The following is a 14,714-nucleotide window of genomic DNA, read 5'->3' as shown; positions in this document are numbered from 1 at the left end:
CGTAGCGGAGGCCGATGGCCTCCTGGCCGGGGTGGTCCTGCCCGTGTAGACGTCCAGGACTTTCGCGAGCACATGGCCGTCCGGCTCGTCGAGCGCCCAGGAGGCCAGGAACTCGATGTCCTGCCCGGTGTCCTGACGCTTGTGGATGCCGGACAGGAAGGTGCGGTTCCACAGGACACTGGCGAGAAACCGGCGGTGGACGGGGTCGGGGTGGTGGCGCAGGGCCGCCAGATCGGTCCAGGCCTGCGGGCTGCGGCGCTCGGCGAGGGCGTAGGCGGCGGCGGACCAGTTGACGTGGGTCTCGTCCGGGTGCGGAACGGCGCGTGCCACCAGCTCCGCCACCGGAGGCAGGATGCCGAACGCCCACTCCAGTGCGGTGAGGACAGCGCTGTGGCCGGCCCGGACGGTGCGTCCGCCGAGGGTGACCTCTTGGACCTGCGTGAACCGGGCATCCTCGATCAGGCGCCGGACGGCCGGGCCGGAGGCTCCCGTGCGGTGCCGCAGTTCCTCGGTCGCGCCGGTCTCGTGCCAGTGCCTGGCGAGGTCGAGCAGCCGCTTCTGATCAGCCTCGGTGAGCCGCAGCCGGGGATCCTTGCCGAGCAGGGCGTCGACCAACGCGGGCGAGCCGAGGTCGACAGCGCGCCAAAGCGGGGTGGTGCCATCCGGCAGCTGGGCGTCGGAGTCGGCGCCACCCTCCATCAGAGCCTCGGCGGTCTCGTCGTCGAAACAGGCCACGGCGGTGCAGAGCAGGGGGAGGCCGTCCGGACCCGGGGTGTCCGGATCGGCGCCGGCTGCCAGACACGTCCGTACGGCATCGGGGTCCTTGGCGGTCACGGCGTCCAGGAGCCGGTCGTTCAAGTCTTCCTGCGGTGCTGCCATCTGCTTCCCCCTGAGCGATCGGTCGGACAGCACGGTATCGGGCTGGTGCGATCACGTATCCGAGGAGGCCGCCCGCCATTGACACTACATACGGTCGACCGCATGCTTTATTTATGACTGCGACATCCTTCACCGAGGAGACCGACCCGCTCTGCCTGTCCACCGTCGATGCGGCGGCGATGCTGTTCGACGCCCCCTGGCGGCGCTATGCCGTGATCGGGGACAGCCTCTCCGCAGGGACGGGAGACCCGAGCGCCGGCTACGGCGACCAGGGCTGGTCCGATCGGTTCGCGCACATACTGCGGCAGGTGAGACCTGATCTGGCCTACCTGAACACGGCGGTGGTCGGTGCCACGACGGCCGACACCCTCGACCGCCAGATCGACGAGATGCGGGACTTCGCCCCGGACCTGCTGCACCTCCCGTGCGGCGCCAACGACCTGCTGCGCCGCTCACCGGACTTCTCGGAGATCGAACGCCGACTGCGCGAGCTGTACGACCGGGCGGCCGACACCGGTGCGCAGCTCACGACGTTCACCCTGGGGCGCTCCTACGTCGTGCCGGTCTTCCCCGACTGGACCAAGCGCGTGCTCACCCTGAACGACCTCACACGCGCCCTCGCCGAGGAGTACGGCGCCGTCGTCGTCGACATGTGGGATCACCCCGTCAACGCACGTGAGAACCTGCTGAGTTCCGATCGCATCCACTTCACCACGTCGGGCCAGGCGGTCATGGCGAGCGAGATGGCCAGGGCACTGGCCTCGGTCCTGGCCCGCCGCGCGCGCTGAAGGCCGAACCTCACAAGAGGTACGATCGACCGTATGGACACTGGGCCGCGCATGTTCGTCACACGGGCAGACACGGTGTCGATCACCGACAAGCGCCTGCTCAAAGGGGCGCGAGCGCGGGAGACCGCGTTGCGCCGCGCCGTCGACATCGCGTCCCTCGACGGACTGGACGACGTCAGCTTCGGCCGTCTCGCGACCGATACGGGCATGAGCAAGGCGGGCATCCAGACTCTGTTCCGGTCCAAGGAGATGCTCCAGCTCGCGACGATCGACTATGCGCGCGAGATGTTCATCGACACCGTCATCCGCCCGGCGAGGGAGGCGGCTCCCGGAGCCGGCCGGCTGCGTTCCTTGGTCGAGCACTGGATCGAGTACGCCACGACCCCTCTGTTCGAAGGCGGCTGCTTCCGCGTGGCGAACATCGCCCGCTTCGACAGCAAGCCCGGACCGATCCGCGACGCTCTGCTGCGCCTTCAGCAGGACTGGCGCGACACCCTCGGCAGGGAACTGCGCAGCGCCGTCGAATCCCACGAGATCGCGGAACTCGACATCGACCTGGCGGTCTTTCAGATCGACTCGGTGCTCTGCGCGGCCAACACGGCGCTGCGTCTGGGAGACGACGACGTCATCGCCAAGGTCCGCCGCACGGTGGACGGTCTGCTGAAGGCGGCCTGAGCGCATTACGCACGGCCGCCGTATGGCAAGGCGGGCCGGCGCCTCCCGGGACCCGCTCCCGGGAGACGCCGGTCCGCCGCACGTCGTCACGCCTTCGTCGGCGGTGCTTTCGGCAGGAGGAACACCAGCAGCGCGGCGAGCGCCGCGATGGCGGACGTCGTCAAGGAGGTCAGCGCGAACGCGTGTCCCGCCGCGTGCGCCCTGTCGCCCGAGGCGGCACCGCTCTGGAACGCGTGGAAGAACACCGCTCCGACGACGGCCACGCCCAGTGCGCCGCCGACCTGCTGCGCGGTGGACAGCGAGCCCGAGGCCATGCCGGCGGACCGCGGTTCGATGCGTGCCAGGACGGTATTCAGCAGCGGGGTGATCAGCAACCCGCCTCCCACGCTCTGCAGCATCAGGGTCGGGATGACGAGCAGGGGCGTCAGACGTGGCCCGGACAGCAGGACCAGGGCGGTCGTCAGATAGCCGACCGTGAGGACGACGGCACCGACCTCCAGCACACGCCGGCCGTACCTCGGGACGATCCGTCCGGCGATCATGCTGAAGACGAAGAAGGTCACCGCGGCCGGCGTGTAGACCAGCCCGGCGCCGAGGGCCGACATGCCGAGCCCGTCCTGCATCGAGACGGACAACGCCAGGTAGTACGAGGTCAGGAGTGCGTAGACGGCGAGGACGAGCACGATCCCTAGCGAGAAAGAACGCTGCGCGAAGAGTGACAGCTTGATCAGCGGCTCACCACCACGCCGGTCGACCGCTCGCTCCAGCGCGACGAAGAGCGCGAACGCCGCCGCGCTGGCCGCGAAGCACGCCCAGGCCCACCAGGGCCAGCCAGCGTCCCGCCCCTGGATGAGCGGGTAGGTGAGCAGCAGCAGGGCCGCACTGAGGACCAGCACGCCGGGTGCGTCGAGCTCATGGGTGTGCTCCGCCCTCGACTCCGGTACGTACCTGACGGCCAGCAGGATCGTGACGATCCCGATGGGCACGTTCACCCAGAACACCGAGCGCCAGTCCGAGCCGAAGAGGTCCGCGCCGATCAGGAGGCCACCGACCAGCTGACCGCTGACCGACGCCATGCCCAGGACGACCCCGAGGACGCCGAAGACGCGGTGCCGGTTCCGCGCCGAGACCGTCAGTGTGATGACGGCGAAGACCTGCGGGACCATCAGGGCCGCGCCGAGTCCCTGCACGATGCGGGCAGCGATGAGCACGCTCGGATCGCCGGCCACGGCGCAGGCGATGGAGGAGAGCGTGAAGACCGCCGTTCCGATGACGAAGACGCGCTTGCGCCCGTACAGGTCCGCGAGCCGGCCGCCGGTGATCATCAAGACCGCGTAACTCAACTGGTAACCGGCGAGGACCCATTGGAGCTCGCTCCCGGTCGCCTTGAGATCGGCCTGGATGGCCGGTCCGGCCACGACGACGATGAACGAGTCCAGGATCGCCATGAACATACCGATCATGACGGTCGACAGCGCGGCCCAGGGCACCGCATCTCCTGGACCCGGTGGCGCGCTGGGCGCGGCCTTCAGTCTGGGGCTGACATTCGACACGTGAGGCTTCCCTTTCACGGCAGGGCGCAGGGGCTCGGCGACCCCGAGCCCGGAGAAAGAATACGCATGGCCGTATGTTCACTTCAATCGGATTCCCGGGTGCCCGAGGTTTCGTCCCTGCGTGTTCCGTGGGCGCGCGGTTCGCGTGGCGATCACGGGTTCGCTCCGACAGAGTGGTGCAGCGTCGGGGACTGTTCGCAGCTGGAGGGCAGGAGGTAGGCGGTATGGCCCCCCTCGGTCGAGCGCTTCCGGCCCGCAGGCCGGCTCTCGACCGTCTGCTGGCGAGCCGGGGTGTACGCCGGGCCGTCGACGCCGTCACGGCGGTCATGGACGCCCGCCGGCTGGCCTGGCTGAGCGAGGCCGACGGTCGTATCGGCACCACGCTCGATCTGGAGCGCACCGCCCAGGAACTGGCCGACTTCACGGTGCCCGTACTCGCCGACGGTGCGGCGGTGGACCTGCTGGAGTCCGTGCTGCGCGGCGGTGAGGGCGATCCGCCGGGCGGCTCGCGGGTTCCGCTGACCCGCGCCATGGCCGTGACCGCGATCGACCGGCTGGGCCATCTGGAGCCCGCCCCCGTCGGCGAACTGTCCACCCTGCACCCCGCGCCCAAGGTGGCCTACGAGTGCCTCACCACACGCCGGCCGGTGCTGGTGCGCCGGATCGCCCCGGACCAGTACGAGAAGATCGCGCCGACCCCGAACGCCGCACGCCTGATGCGCGGCGCGGGCGTGCACAGCTACATGGTCGTGCCGCTGGTCTCGCGAGGCGTGCTGATCGGCATCGCCGACTTCATCCGGTGCGGCAGACGGCCGCCGTTCGGACCCCGGGACCTGGCGCTGGCGTGCGAGCTGGCGGCGAAGGCCGCGGTGTTCGTGGACAACGCCCGGCTCTACGGCCGCGAACGCGACACGGTGGTCACGCTGCAGCGCGCCCTGCTGCCGCGCGCAGCGCCGCCCACGCCCGGCCTGCAGGTGGCCTCCAGCTACCGGCCCGCCGTCGACCCCGGAGGGGTGGGTGGCGACTGGTACGACATCGTGCCGCTGCCCGGGGGCCGTACGGCGCTGGTCGTGGGCGACGTCATGGGGCACGGCCTGGCGGCGGCCGCGACGATGGGGCGGCTGCGGTCGGTGGCGCGGACACTGCTCAACCTCGACATCGCTCCGGAACGGGTGCTGGCGCGACTTGACCTCGCGGCCCGTGATCTGGAGGAGGACCAGGTCGCGACCTGTCTGTGCGCCCTGTACGACCCCGCGGAGGGTACCTATCGCCTGGCCAGCGCGGGACACCTGCCACCGCTGCTGATCGACGGCGACGGGGCGGCGGGTTTCGTCGAGGTGCCGCCGGGTGCGCCACTGGGCGCCGGCGTCATCCCGTACGACCCGGTGACGGTGCGGGCGGACTCCGGCGGCCGCCTGTTGATGTGCACGGACGGCCTGGTCAAGAACCGGACCGGGGACGTGGAGGGCTGGCTGGAGGGCCTGCGCCGGGCGGCGGGCGGGCCGCCGCCGGGCCTTGCGCAGATGTTCGAGGCGATCTGGGAGCGCACGGCAGGTGCCGACGGGCGGCGCTTCGACGACGCGATCATGCTCGTCGCCGAGCAGTGTCCGCCGGCCGGGGGCCGGCTGTGCGTCTGGGACCTCCCCGCCGATGGGACGGCCGCCCGAAACGCCCGCCACCTCGTGCGCGGTCGGCTGGAGGAGTGGGGGCTCGGCGAGGTCGCCGACGTGACCGAGCTGGTGGTGAGCGAACTCGTCGGCAACGCGCTGCGCTACGGCCGCGGACCCGGCCGGCTGCGGCTGATGCGGGCCGAGCGGCTGTGCGTGGAAGTGTCCGACACCGGCCCGGACTTGCCGCAGATCCAGCACGCCCCGCTGAGCGCCGAGGGCGGACGTGGCCTGCAGCTGATCAACGCCGTGTGCCGCCGCTGGGGCTCCTGCCGGACGCCCACCGGCAAGATCGTCTGGGCGGAACAGGACCTGCCCGGCTGATCCACGGGCCGGCTCGGAGCCCCCGGCCGGTCGGCGCCCGGCTCGGTGACCGGGCGCCGACCGGCCGGAGGGAGGATCGTTCAGCGGGCTTCGTGGAGCACCATGGCCGAGCCTCCGCCTCGCCGCTTGGGCTCGGCGACCGCTTCGATCTTGCCGTCCGGCCGGAATTCGAGCGCCGCGACCGCGCCGATCTCCGGCGAGGGCGTGAAGGTGGTCGGGGCCGGGACGAAACGGTGGCCCAGGCGCTCCAGTGCCGTGCGTTCGGGCGAGTCGAGGAAGGCGGGTTCGGCCTCGGTCGCCGTCCGGTTGCGCTGGGAGATGCGCGGTGCGTCGACCGCCTCGGGCAGGGTCATGCCCAGGTCGAGGCGGTTGACGAGGGTCTGCAGCACGGTGGTGATGATCGTGGCGCCGCCGGGCGAGCCGAGGGCGATCATCGGCTTGCCGTCGTGCAGGACGATGGTCGGCGACATACTGCTGCGCGGGCGCTTGCCGGGGCCCGGCAGGTTCGGGTCCGGCACTCCGGCCGTCACCGGACTGAAGCTGAAGTCCGTCAGCTCGTTGTTGAGCAGGAACCCGCGCCCGGGCACCGTGATGGCCGAGCCACCCGTCTGCTCGATGGTCAGGGTGTAGGAGACGACGTTGCCCCAGCGGTCGGCCGTCACCAGGTGGGTGGTCGAGGTGCCCTCGTAGGGCTCCTCGCTGCCGTTGCCGCGGGTGCAGGCGGCGCCGGGATGGCGCGGGTCGCCGGGGGCGACCGGGCTGTCCAGGACGGCGTCGGAGCGGATGAGGCAGGCCCGGTCCTTGGCGAACTCCTGGGAGAGCAACTCCTGCGTCGGCACGTCGGAGAAGGCCGGGTCGCCCACCCAGCGGTTGCGGTCGGCGAAGGCGAGGCGGCTGGCCTCCAGGTAGTGATGGAGGGCCTGGACCCTGTCGGCCGACGACAGGTCGAAGTTCTCCAGGATGTTCAGCGCCTCGCCGACCGTGGTGCCGCCGGAGGAGGACGGGGCCATGGAGTACAGGTCCAGCCCGTGGTAGGTCGCGTGGGTCGGGGCCTGGCCCAGGGCGTCGTAGCGGGCGAGGTCGCCGCGTTCCATCAGCCCGGGACGCACGGCGCGGTGGGATCCGGGAGCGACCGGCGGGTGCTGTACGGCCTTGACCACGTCCAGGCCTATGTCGCCGTGGTAGAGCGCGCCGACGCCCTTGCGGGCGAGTTCGCGGTAGGTGCGGGCCAGGTCGGGGTTGCGGAAGCGGGAGCCGACCACGGGCAGTTCGCCGCCCGGCAGGAACAGCTCGGCGGTGGAGGTGAAGTCGCGGAAGCGGGCCTCGTTCAGCCGCGTCTGGGCGCGGAACTCGCCGTTGACGACGAAACCGTCGTCGGCGATCCGGGTGGCCGGCCGCAGGGCCTTGGCGAGCGAGACGGTGCCCCACTCGTCCAGGGCCTTCTGCCAGGTGGCCGGGGTGCCCGGGACACCCACCGACAGGCCCGAGTTGACGGCCTCGTCGAAGGGGATGGGTTTGCCGGTGGCGGGGTCCAGGAAGGAGTCGGAGCGCATGCCGGCCGGAGCGGTCTCACGGCCGTCGATGGTGCTGACCTTGCCGGTCCTGGCGTTGTAGTAGACGAAGTATCCGCCGCCTCCGATGCCCGCGGAGTACGGCTCGACCACACCGAGCGCCGCGGCTGTGGCCACCGCGGCGTCGACCGCGTTGCCGCCGTGCCGGAGCACATCGAGACCGGCGCGGGAGGCGTACGGATTCACGCTGGAGACCGCGCCTCCGCTGCCGACGGCGACGGGCTGTTTCGGGGGCGGCTGAAGCCCGGCGTCAGGTGCGGGCGACGCGGAGGAAGGGGCGCTGATCAGGAGGGGGACGGCGAGCGCCGCTGCGGATGCGGCAGCGACGACGGCACGGCGGACGACCATGGCGCCTCCGAGGATCCGGGGATTGAGGGTTGGCCGAAACCCTGCCGGAAAGCTGAAAGATCGACAACGACGGGACGCAAGATTTGCGGGACATCTGAGGTTCCCGGCCGGTAACCGCAAACGACGGTCACCGGGGCCGAGAAGAGGTCCGTCCCTTCAGTTTGCGCTGTTCATGTCTCGGGTCGCTTGTGGCGTTGCACCGCGTCCCGGGTCGTTCGGGTCGGGTCCTGTACGGGGGCCCGCTCCTCCAGGGAGCCGGGGGCGGCCCGGCTGGGGGCTGCCGGGCTGTGGGAGGTCTGGGGAGGCGGAGGCGGGCTGTGGTCCTCGGGGGAGCCCGCCCCCGCGGCCGGCAGGCGCAGGGCCAGCAGGGCGGTGTCGTCGCCGCTGGGGGAGAGGCGTTGCAGCAGCTGGTCGCAGAAGACGTCGACGCTCCTGTCGGGCAGCCGCCGGGCGAGGACCGAGGCGTGGTGGCGGAGTTTGGCCATGCCGGCGTCGATGGGACGGTTCCGGCTCTCGACGAGGCCGTCGGTGTAGAAGAGCAGGGTGGCGTCCGCGGGCAGGTCCTCGTGGGCGTCAGGCCAGCTCAGCCCCAGGTGCAGGGTGGCGCTCATGCCGATCAGGGGACCGTGTCCACCGGTGAGGAAGCGCGTGCCGCCGTCCCGCGTGATCAGCAGCGGAGGCGGGTGACCGGCGTTGACCCAGTGCAGCCGCCACGGCCCTCCCTCGGGTCCCTCGACGCGGGCGAAGATCAGCGTGGCCATGGGAGCGTCACTGGTGTGGGTCACCGCCTCGTCCAGGCGGCGCATGATCATGCTGGGCGGTTCCACATGCGTCCAGGCGAGCGCGCGCAGCATGTTGCGGACCTCGGCCATGTGGGCCGCGGCCTGCAGATCGTGGCCCACCACGTCCCCGATGACCAGGGCCATGACGCCGTCGGCGAGCAGAAAGGCGTCGTACCAGTCGCCGCCGATCTCCATGGCGCTCTCCGCGGGCAGATAGCGGGCGGTCATCCGCAGGTGGTCGACCTGCGGCAGCGGGGCCAGCAGCTGGCGCTGCATGGTCGCGGCCACGTTGCGCTGCTCGTCGTACAGCCGGATGTTGTCCAACACCAGGGCCAGGCGGCGGCCGATGTCCTCCAGCAGCCGTACCTCGGCCTTGGCCGACGCGGAGGAGTCCTGGGCGCCGGCCACGGTCAGCATGCCGTAGTGCGCTCGGCTGGACCGGATCGGGACGACGGTGGCCGTGCGTCCGCCGAGCCGCTCGAACAGGCTCCGGTGGGTGGCGGCGAACGGCGCGAGGTCGTCCTGCAGGTCGGCGGCTCGCACCAGGAACGAATGCCGATCGCCCACGACCTCGGGGCGGGACTTCGTCACGGACAGCCGCAGCGGGCCCGCCAGCTGTTTCGCCCGGCGCGGGCGGGCCGGGCTGCGCACGGCGACGCGCTGCAGGGACCCGGATCGCGCGTCGACCAGGTCGACGGCGGCCCAGTCCCCGAGCCCCGGCACCAGCAGGGGCAGCAGCCGACGGGCGGCGGCGGACGCGTCCCTGCTGGACATCAGCACCGAGGACACCTCGGACAGCAGGTTCAGCCGGCCGGTCAGCGCCTCCAGGGCGGCCATGTGGGCGGCCGCCCGGTCCTCGGCGTCACGGTGCAGACTGAAGTCGCTGAAGACGACCACCAGCCCTGCCCGGGCGCCTTCGACCATGAGGGGCGTCGTCGACCAGATGATCGGCAGGGTGCTGCCGTCCCCGCGCAGGAAGTACTCCTCACTGCCCTCCACCGCGTCCCGGCTGCCCGTCAGCGGGGTGCGCATCAGGCACTCCTCACGCGGCACGCGGGTTCCGTCCGGATGGCGGTGCAGCAGATCGTGCGCGTCACGGCCCACCATCCGTGCCGCCGACCGGGCCAGGAGACGTTCCGCCCACGGATTGACGTACGTGATCAGTCCGGCCTTGTCCATGGTGAACACACCGGCGCCGAGATCGCGCAGCACGGCGCCCGCGAAGTCGGGGTCCGCACCTTCGCTCGAACCGGTCATGGGCTTCCACTCCTCGCGGCGCTGCTTCCCAGGAGAAGACCACAACGCTCCCCGTCAGCGGTGGCGACTCGCTGCCTTCCGGGTCCCCAGCGCGAGCGCGGACCTGCCGGGGTTTGGAGAAATCACGCGCCGCGTCGCACAGCGGCGCGACCTTCCTTGCCCGCCCGGCTCAGGAATCGGTGGTGCGGGGGCTGATGTGGTGGTCGAAGCCCATCGTGCCCGGGTCGAGGGCCGTCGTGCCGCCGTCGACGGTGAGGACCGCGCCGTTGACGTAGGAAGCGGCCGGGGAGAGCAGCCAGTCGATCGCCTGTGCGACCTCGCGTGGCTCGCCCGGCCGTCCCATCGGCAGGAACCCGGTCGCCTCCCGGTAGGCCTCCTCGACACCGCCGGGCAGATCGGCCTCCTCGGCGAAGCGCGTCATACGCCGGTCGGCCATCTCCGTGCGCACCCAGCCTGGGCACACGACGTTCGCGCGCACCCCGCGCCGGCCGTAGTCGACGGCGACGGACCGGCACAGCTGCAGCAAGGCCGCCTTCGACGTGGCGTACGGGGCGTTGCTCGTACCGTTGCGCAGTGCGGAGACCGAGGCGACGGCGACCACCGCCCCCTCGGACTCCAGGAGCCGCGGAAGGGCCGCGCGCAACAGCAGCAGTGGTCCGGTGACGTTGGTGCGCATCACCTCGTCCCAGTCCCGCAGGGTCAGGTCCCCCACGGCTCCGCCGCGCCCGATGCCCGCGTTCAGCACGATGCCGTCGAGCCGCCCGTACGCGGTGACGGCCGCCTGGACGAGTTGTTCGGCCGCGTCGGGGTCGCCGACGTCGGACGGGAACGCCAGCGCCCCCGTCTCCCGCGCGAGCCGGTGCAGGGGTTCGGGCCGGCGCCCGGAGGCGACCACATGATGGCCCTGCTCGCGCAGCAGCCGGGCCGTGGCCTCGCCGATACCCGTGCCACCGCCGGTCACCACGACCACCCGCTCGTCCGCCACCGCCGCCGCACCCCCGCACCGAGATCACCAAAGCGTCCGGTCCGCACTCTAGATCCGGCGCCCAAAGCGCCGTCGAGTTCTGGCCAGAGCTCCACGTCCGCCCGAACGTGCCGCGGTTCCTTCGGCGGGGGCGCAAGATCGTACAAGACCGGTACGCGGAAGCGGGGCAGGATCACAGGACCACCGTGTGGTGTGCCCGCGAGTCCTTGGAAGGATCAGGAGAGATCGCATGACCGCGCCCCATGCCCGTCCCGTCTGCGTGCCTGCGGAGGAGGTCGACAGCCGGTACAAGTTCGTCGTGGCCCTCAAGGCCAAGCTGCCGCCCGGGGTCGCGGCGAACGCCGCCTCGCACCTGTGCCTGGGACTGGCCGCGAAGGCGGCAGCCGAGCAGCCGGAGCTGCTGCGCAAGATGTCCTTCCTCGACTTCGCGGACGCCGACGGCGGCAGCCATGCTCCCGTCTCGGGGCTCTCCCTTGTCGTCCTCGAAGGGCGTCCGGCCTGGATCCGGCGGCTGCGTGAACAGGCCGAGGCGTCGGGGCTGCTGTACACCGACTTCACCGGACAGATGACCGGAGACACCTACGCCGAGCAACTGCGGCGCATGAAGGCGACTGCGGAGGAGAGGCTCGACTACTACGGGCTCGCCGTCTTCGCACCGCGCGACGTGCTGGACCCGCTGACCAGGAAGTTCTCGCTGCTGCGCTGACCACCAGCGGGGTTTGGACGTGGACGGATCGTCAGGAGGGCTGGGGGCGGAGGGTGAGGATCTGCTGGGCGTGACCGACGGCGCCGGCGATGTCGTGGAGAACCGTGCTGGTCACGCCCTGACCGGTGGGCCCGAAGACGACGGTGGTGTCGAGACCCGTCCAGCGGCCTTCGGGCCGGCGGTGGAGATGGATGGTCAGGTCCACGTTGGGGAACATCCAGGCGGTGGGCGGCCGGCGTACGGCGATGCCGTTGGCCGTGTCGACGAGCGCGACGTACGAGGCGAGCGCGCCGACGGGTTCACCGGCGACCAGGTCCAGGTCGGTGCTGATCCACGCCGTCGTACGTCCGGGCCGAGGCGGTGCGAGCGGGCGGACGTCGAGGGAGGCGATGTACCCGCCGGGCCACACGGAGGTCAGCGGCCAGGAGTCGAGCGCGTCGGGCGGAGTGAGCCGGTCGGACGCGCCGTCGGCGACGGCCGTGGTGTCGCCGTCCGCGAGCAGCCAGGCGCGGGCCCGTACGACGGGGCGTCCGCCGATGAGGGCGACGGCTTCGAGGAGTTCGATGGTGCGGCCGGGCCGGATCGTCTCGATCCGGATCTCGCACTCGTCGAGAGCCAGACGGCCGAGGATGTCGAAACTGATCCTGGACAGCGTCAGCCCACTGGCCGGGCGGTCGGCGAGATGGCGGTCGAGGGCATGCACGACGAGGCCGCCGAGCGGGCTGAAGTGCATCTCGTCGGGGTCCCACGCCCCGCTCACGTGCGGGGTGGGCTTGTAGCGGTGCTCCTCGATGCGTTCGAAGTAGCTGCCGGTGCTCAACGGCGCGTTCCTTTCCGGGCGAGCGGACGGGGGGCTTGGCTGCTCAGGCGAACAGGGTGCTGGCCAGCAGCACATGGACGGCGGTGCCGCCGAGGATGCTGAGCAGGGCGTTGCGGCGCCACAGATGCAGGCCGACGGTGACGGCCAGCGCGGCGAGCGGGACCACGACACGGACCTGGGTCAGCGGGAGGTCGTGCAGGCAGTAGACGATCAGGATGATCATGACTCCCGCCGGCATACGCGTGCTCAGGTACCGCACCGTGCTGCTCGCCCGCAGCGGGGCGAGGGCGGCGAACGGCAGGGCGCGCAGTCCCCAGGTGACGGCGGCGGTGACGAGGACCGCGGCGATGGCGTAGGTGGCGTCAGGCACGGCTCGGCCTCCCGGCGGTCATCAGGTGCCGGGCCAGCAGCCCGGCGGTGAACAGGGCGAACGCGACCAGCAGCATCTGGCCCGGGAACAGGCTCCGGGCCACCAGCGCGCACAGGAGGGCGAGCAGCGGGGTGGGCAGGTCGCCGCGCAGGTCTCGCAGCGCGTCGAGAGCCAGCACGGTGAACAGTGCGGTCAGGGCGAAGTCCAGGCCGGTGACGCCCTGGGGGATGAGCGCGCCGAGCAGAGCCCCCGCGGTCGCACTCCCCGCCCAGTACAGATGCAGGAAGAACTGCGTCCACAGGATGCGCGGGCCCGACCATGAGCGTGCCTGCTCGGCCGAGGCCAGCGCGTAGGCCTCATCGCACAGCGCGAACGTGCCGTAGGCCTTGCCGAGCCGGCCGGTGACGCGGTGCAGCGGGAACGACAGCGCGTAGAAGACGTGCCGGACGTTCACCAGGAACGCGGCGGCCGCGACCGACGTCAGTGGCGCGACGGCGACGACGAGGCCGATCAGCAGGAATTCGAACGATCCGCCGAAGGCGACCGCAGCCGACAGCGACGCCCACCACCAGTCCAGGCCCGACTGCACGACCAGCGCCCCGAAGGCGAGGCCCAGCGGGACGAACCCGAGGCCCACGGTGAGCGAGTCCCGGAACGCGGCCCGCGCAGCGGGCGGCGCGGGGCGGGCCGGGTCGGTGGCAGACCGCGCCGGCGCTGCGGCCGCGGCGGCAGTACGTATGCGCATGAAGACATTTTAGAAAAGACGCCTCCTTATATGGTTGCGCATCATGACCGTATGATCGTGCTGTGAGCAATGAAACGGCACTCGATGCGATCGACCGCGACATTTTGTTTCATCTGCGTGAGGACGGTCGGCTGACCAATGTCGAGCTGGCCAAACGCGTCGGTCTCACCCCGCCGCCGTGCCTGCGCCGCGTCAGGCGGCTGGAGGAAGCCGGCATCATCACCGGGTACCGGGCCGTGATCGACCCCGCCGCACTCGGCCGCGGCCTGGAAGTCCTCATCGACGTCGAGATCTACGCCAACGACCGCAAGAGCTTCGAGGAGTTCGAGAAGACGGTCGCCTCGTACGAGGAGGTCGTCGAGTTCCGCCGGATGTACGGGCGGCCCGACTACTTCATCCGGGCCGCCGTCGCCGACCACGCCGCCTGCGAAGCCTTCCTCACGGGCAAGCTGAGCGGACTTCCGGGCGTCCTGCGCTTCACGTCCCACCTCACGATGAAGACCATCAAGTCCGAGTGAGGCGTACGCAGCAGTGACCGGGCCTCGGCGCCGGGCGTGCCTGGAGGCCGCTTTCGGCAAGGCCGTCCAGCATGCCGCGCAGCAGATGCAGGTTCATGCCGCAGACCGTCTCGGTGTGCTCGCGGGCGAGTGTGTGGAACGGGCAGTTGTCCAGGCTGATGGCGTCACCGTCGCGGCGGGGTTCGAAGCCGTTCGCCTCCAGCACGGCGAACGCGTCCGCCTGTCCCGGTCCCGCGAGCTGTGTGCCCAGCTCGTGGGCCTTTCGGTGCAGGACCGGGCGGACCGGTTCACCGGTGACCTCGGACTCCTCCAGCGCCTGGGCGAGGAGATGCCCGGCCAGCTCGTAGTTGCGCTCGGGCAGGTTGACGGTGACCTGCTTGGCGGAGCGCTTGTAGAGCTTGGCGGGCCGGCCCGCGCCCGGGCCGGTGCGTCCGCTGCGCCGCTCGTAGACGACGTCGAGCAGGGAAGCGTCGGCCAGGCGGTCCAGATGGAAGGCCGCGGTCTGCCGGGCAAGGCCGAGAGCCTCGGCGGCCTCGTCGCGGCTGACCGGACCCGCTTGGCGCACGACGTGGTCGTAGAGCCTCCTGCGGGTCGGCTCGTCGAGGGCGGCGACGGCGGAGACATCGGGGGATGCGTCCTTCGTGGGTTCCACGAATCCCAGTGTAAAACCCAAAGCCATTGACTAAAGAAGACTGCCGCGCTTCTATCGATAGTGAGAGTTGTCGA

General features: G+C 71.2%; 14 protein-coding genes. 5 read left to right on the top strand and 9 right to left on the bottom strand.

From position 1 onward, the window contains the following. The coding region (locus C3489_RS06330; protein WP_146075283.1) for an ankyrin repeat domain-containing protein at positions 1 to 879 on the bottom strand (879 nt) is incomplete at its 3' end. A 113-nt stretch (positions 880 to 992) separates the two neighbouring features. On the opposite strand from C3489_RS06330, the gene C3489_RS06325 reads away from it, so the two are divergent. Together C3489_RS06325 and C3489_RS06320 are read left to right on the top strand one after the other, a co-directional pair. After that, positions 993 to 1,667, top strand: a complete 675-nt coding sequence (locus C3489_RS06325; protein ID WP_103780718.1) for an SGNH/GDSL hydrolase family protein — start codon at positions 993 to 995, stop codon at positions 1,665 to 1,667. Between the two features lie 75 nt (positions 1,668 to 1,742). Beyond that, the gene (locus C3489_RS06320) at positions 1,743 to 2,342 is read left to right on the top strand and encodes a TetR/AcrR family transcriptional regulator (protein ID WP_258054587.1); all 600 of its coding nucleotides are present in this window, start codon (positions 1,743 to 1,745) and stop codon (positions 2,340 to 2,342) included. Positions 2,343 to 2,428: 86 nt separating this feature from the next. Here C3489_RS06320 and C3489_RS06315 read toward each other — a convergent pair whose 3' ends face one another. Then, a complete protein-coding gene (locus tag C3489_RS06315; protein ID WP_258054586.1) occupies positions 2,429 to 3,832 on the bottom strand; it encodes an MFS transporter in 1,404 nt (467 codons plus the stop codon). Positions 3,833 to 4,119: 287 nt separating this feature from the next. On the opposite strand from C3489_RS06315, the gene C3489_RS06310 reads away from it, so the two are divergent. Next, positions 4,120 to 5,886 (top strand): SpoIIE family protein phosphatase, encoded by a 1,767-nt coding sequence (locus tag C3489_RS06310; protein WP_103780714.1) that lies wholly within the window; start codon positions 4,120 to 4,122, stop codon positions 5,884 to 5,886. A gap of 80 nt (positions 5,887 to 5,966) precedes the next feature. On the opposite strand, the gene ggt is transcribed toward C3489_RS06310, so the two are convergent. The 3 genes from ggt to C3489_RS06295 form a co-directional block, all read right to left on the bottom strand. Next, the gene (ggt, locus tag C3489_RS06305) at positions 5,967 to 7,805 is read right to left on the bottom strand and encodes a gamma-glutamyltransferase (RefSeq protein WP_103780713.1); all 1,839 of its coding nucleotides are present in this window, start codon (positions 7,803 to 7,805) and stop codon (positions 5,967 to 5,969) included. Between the two features lie 170 nt (positions 7,806 to 7,975). Then, a complete protein-coding gene (locus C3489_RS06300) occupies positions 7,976 to 9,844 on the bottom strand; it encodes a SpoIIE family protein phosphatase (RefSeq protein ID WP_103780711.1) in 1,869 nt (622 codons plus the stop codon). A gap of 169 nt (positions 9,845 to 10,013) precedes the next feature. Continuing rightward, a complete protein-coding gene (locus C3489_RS06295; protein ID WP_103780710.1) occupies positions 10,014 to 10,829 on the bottom strand; it encodes an SDR family NAD(P)-dependent oxidoreductase in 816 nt (271 codons plus the stop codon). Between the two features lie 229 nt (positions 10,830 to 11,058). Between C3489_RS06295 and C3489_RS06290 the strand changes: the two genes are divergently transcribed. Further along, positions 11,059 to 11,535 (top strand): DUF2000 domain-containing protein, encoded by a 477-nt coding sequence (locus tag C3489_RS06290; RefSeq protein WP_103780708.1) that lies wholly within the window; start codon positions 11,059 to 11,061, stop codon positions 11,533 to 11,535. 31 nt (positions 11,536 to 11,566) lie between these two features. Here C3489_RS06290 and C3489_RS06285 read toward each other — a convergent pair whose 3' ends face one another. Genes C3489_RS06285 through C3489_RS06275 form a run of 3 tightly spaced genes read right to left on the bottom strand, consistent with a single transcriptional unit; the run spans position 11,567 to position 13,362 of the window. Next, on the bottom strand, positions 11,567 to 12,355 hold the full coding sequence (locus C3489_RS06285) for a thioesterase family protein (RefSeq protein ID WP_181139518.1): 789 nt from the start codon (positions 12,353 to 12,355) through the stop codon (positions 11,567 to 11,569). Positions 12,356 to 12,398: 43 nt separating this feature from the next. Continuing rightward, positions 12,399 to 12,725, bottom strand: a complete 327-nt coding sequence (locus C3489_RS06280; protein ID WP_103780705.1) for a branched-chain amino acid transporter permease — start codon at positions 12,723 to 12,725, stop codon at positions 12,399 to 12,401. Next, positions 12,718 to 13,362, bottom strand: a complete 645-nt coding sequence (locus tag C3489_RS06275) for an AzlC family ABC transporter permease (protein WP_258054590.1) — start codon at positions 13,360 to 13,362, stop codon at positions 12,718 to 12,720. Before C3489_RS06275 ends, C3489_RS06280 begins: the two co-directional genes overlap by 8 nt. 170 nt (positions 13,363 to 13,532) lie before the next feature. On the opposite strand from C3489_RS06275, the gene C3489_RS06270 reads away from it, so the two are divergent. Further along, the gene (locus tag C3489_RS06270; RefSeq protein ID WP_103780702.1) at positions 13,533 to 13,988 is read left to right on the top strand and encodes an Lrp/AsnC family transcriptional regulator; all 456 of its coding nucleotides are present in this window, start codon (positions 13,533 to 13,535) and stop codon (positions 13,986 to 13,988) included. Here C3489_RS06270 and C3489_RS06265 read toward each other — a convergent pair. Then, on the bottom strand, positions 13,975 to 14,667 hold the full coding sequence (locus tag C3489_RS06265) for a metalloregulator ArsR/SmtB family transcription factor (RefSeq protein ID WP_103780700.1): 693 nt from the start codon (positions 14,665 to 14,667) through the stop codon (positions 13,975 to 13,977). The two genes, C3489_RS06270 and C3489_RS06265, sit on opposite strands and share 14 nt — an antisense overlap. Positions 14,668 to 14,714: the final 47 nt, after the last annotated feature.

Origin of the sequence: Streptomyces sp. Ru71 (assembly GCF_002920535.1) — a bacterium.
Taxonomy (GTDB): Bacteria; Actinomycetota; Actinomycetes; order Streptomycetales; family Streptomycetaceae; genus Streptomyces.
The sequence above is the reverse complement of the archived record's forward strand: the minus strand, read 5'-3'. Positions and strand labels throughout refer to the sequence as shown.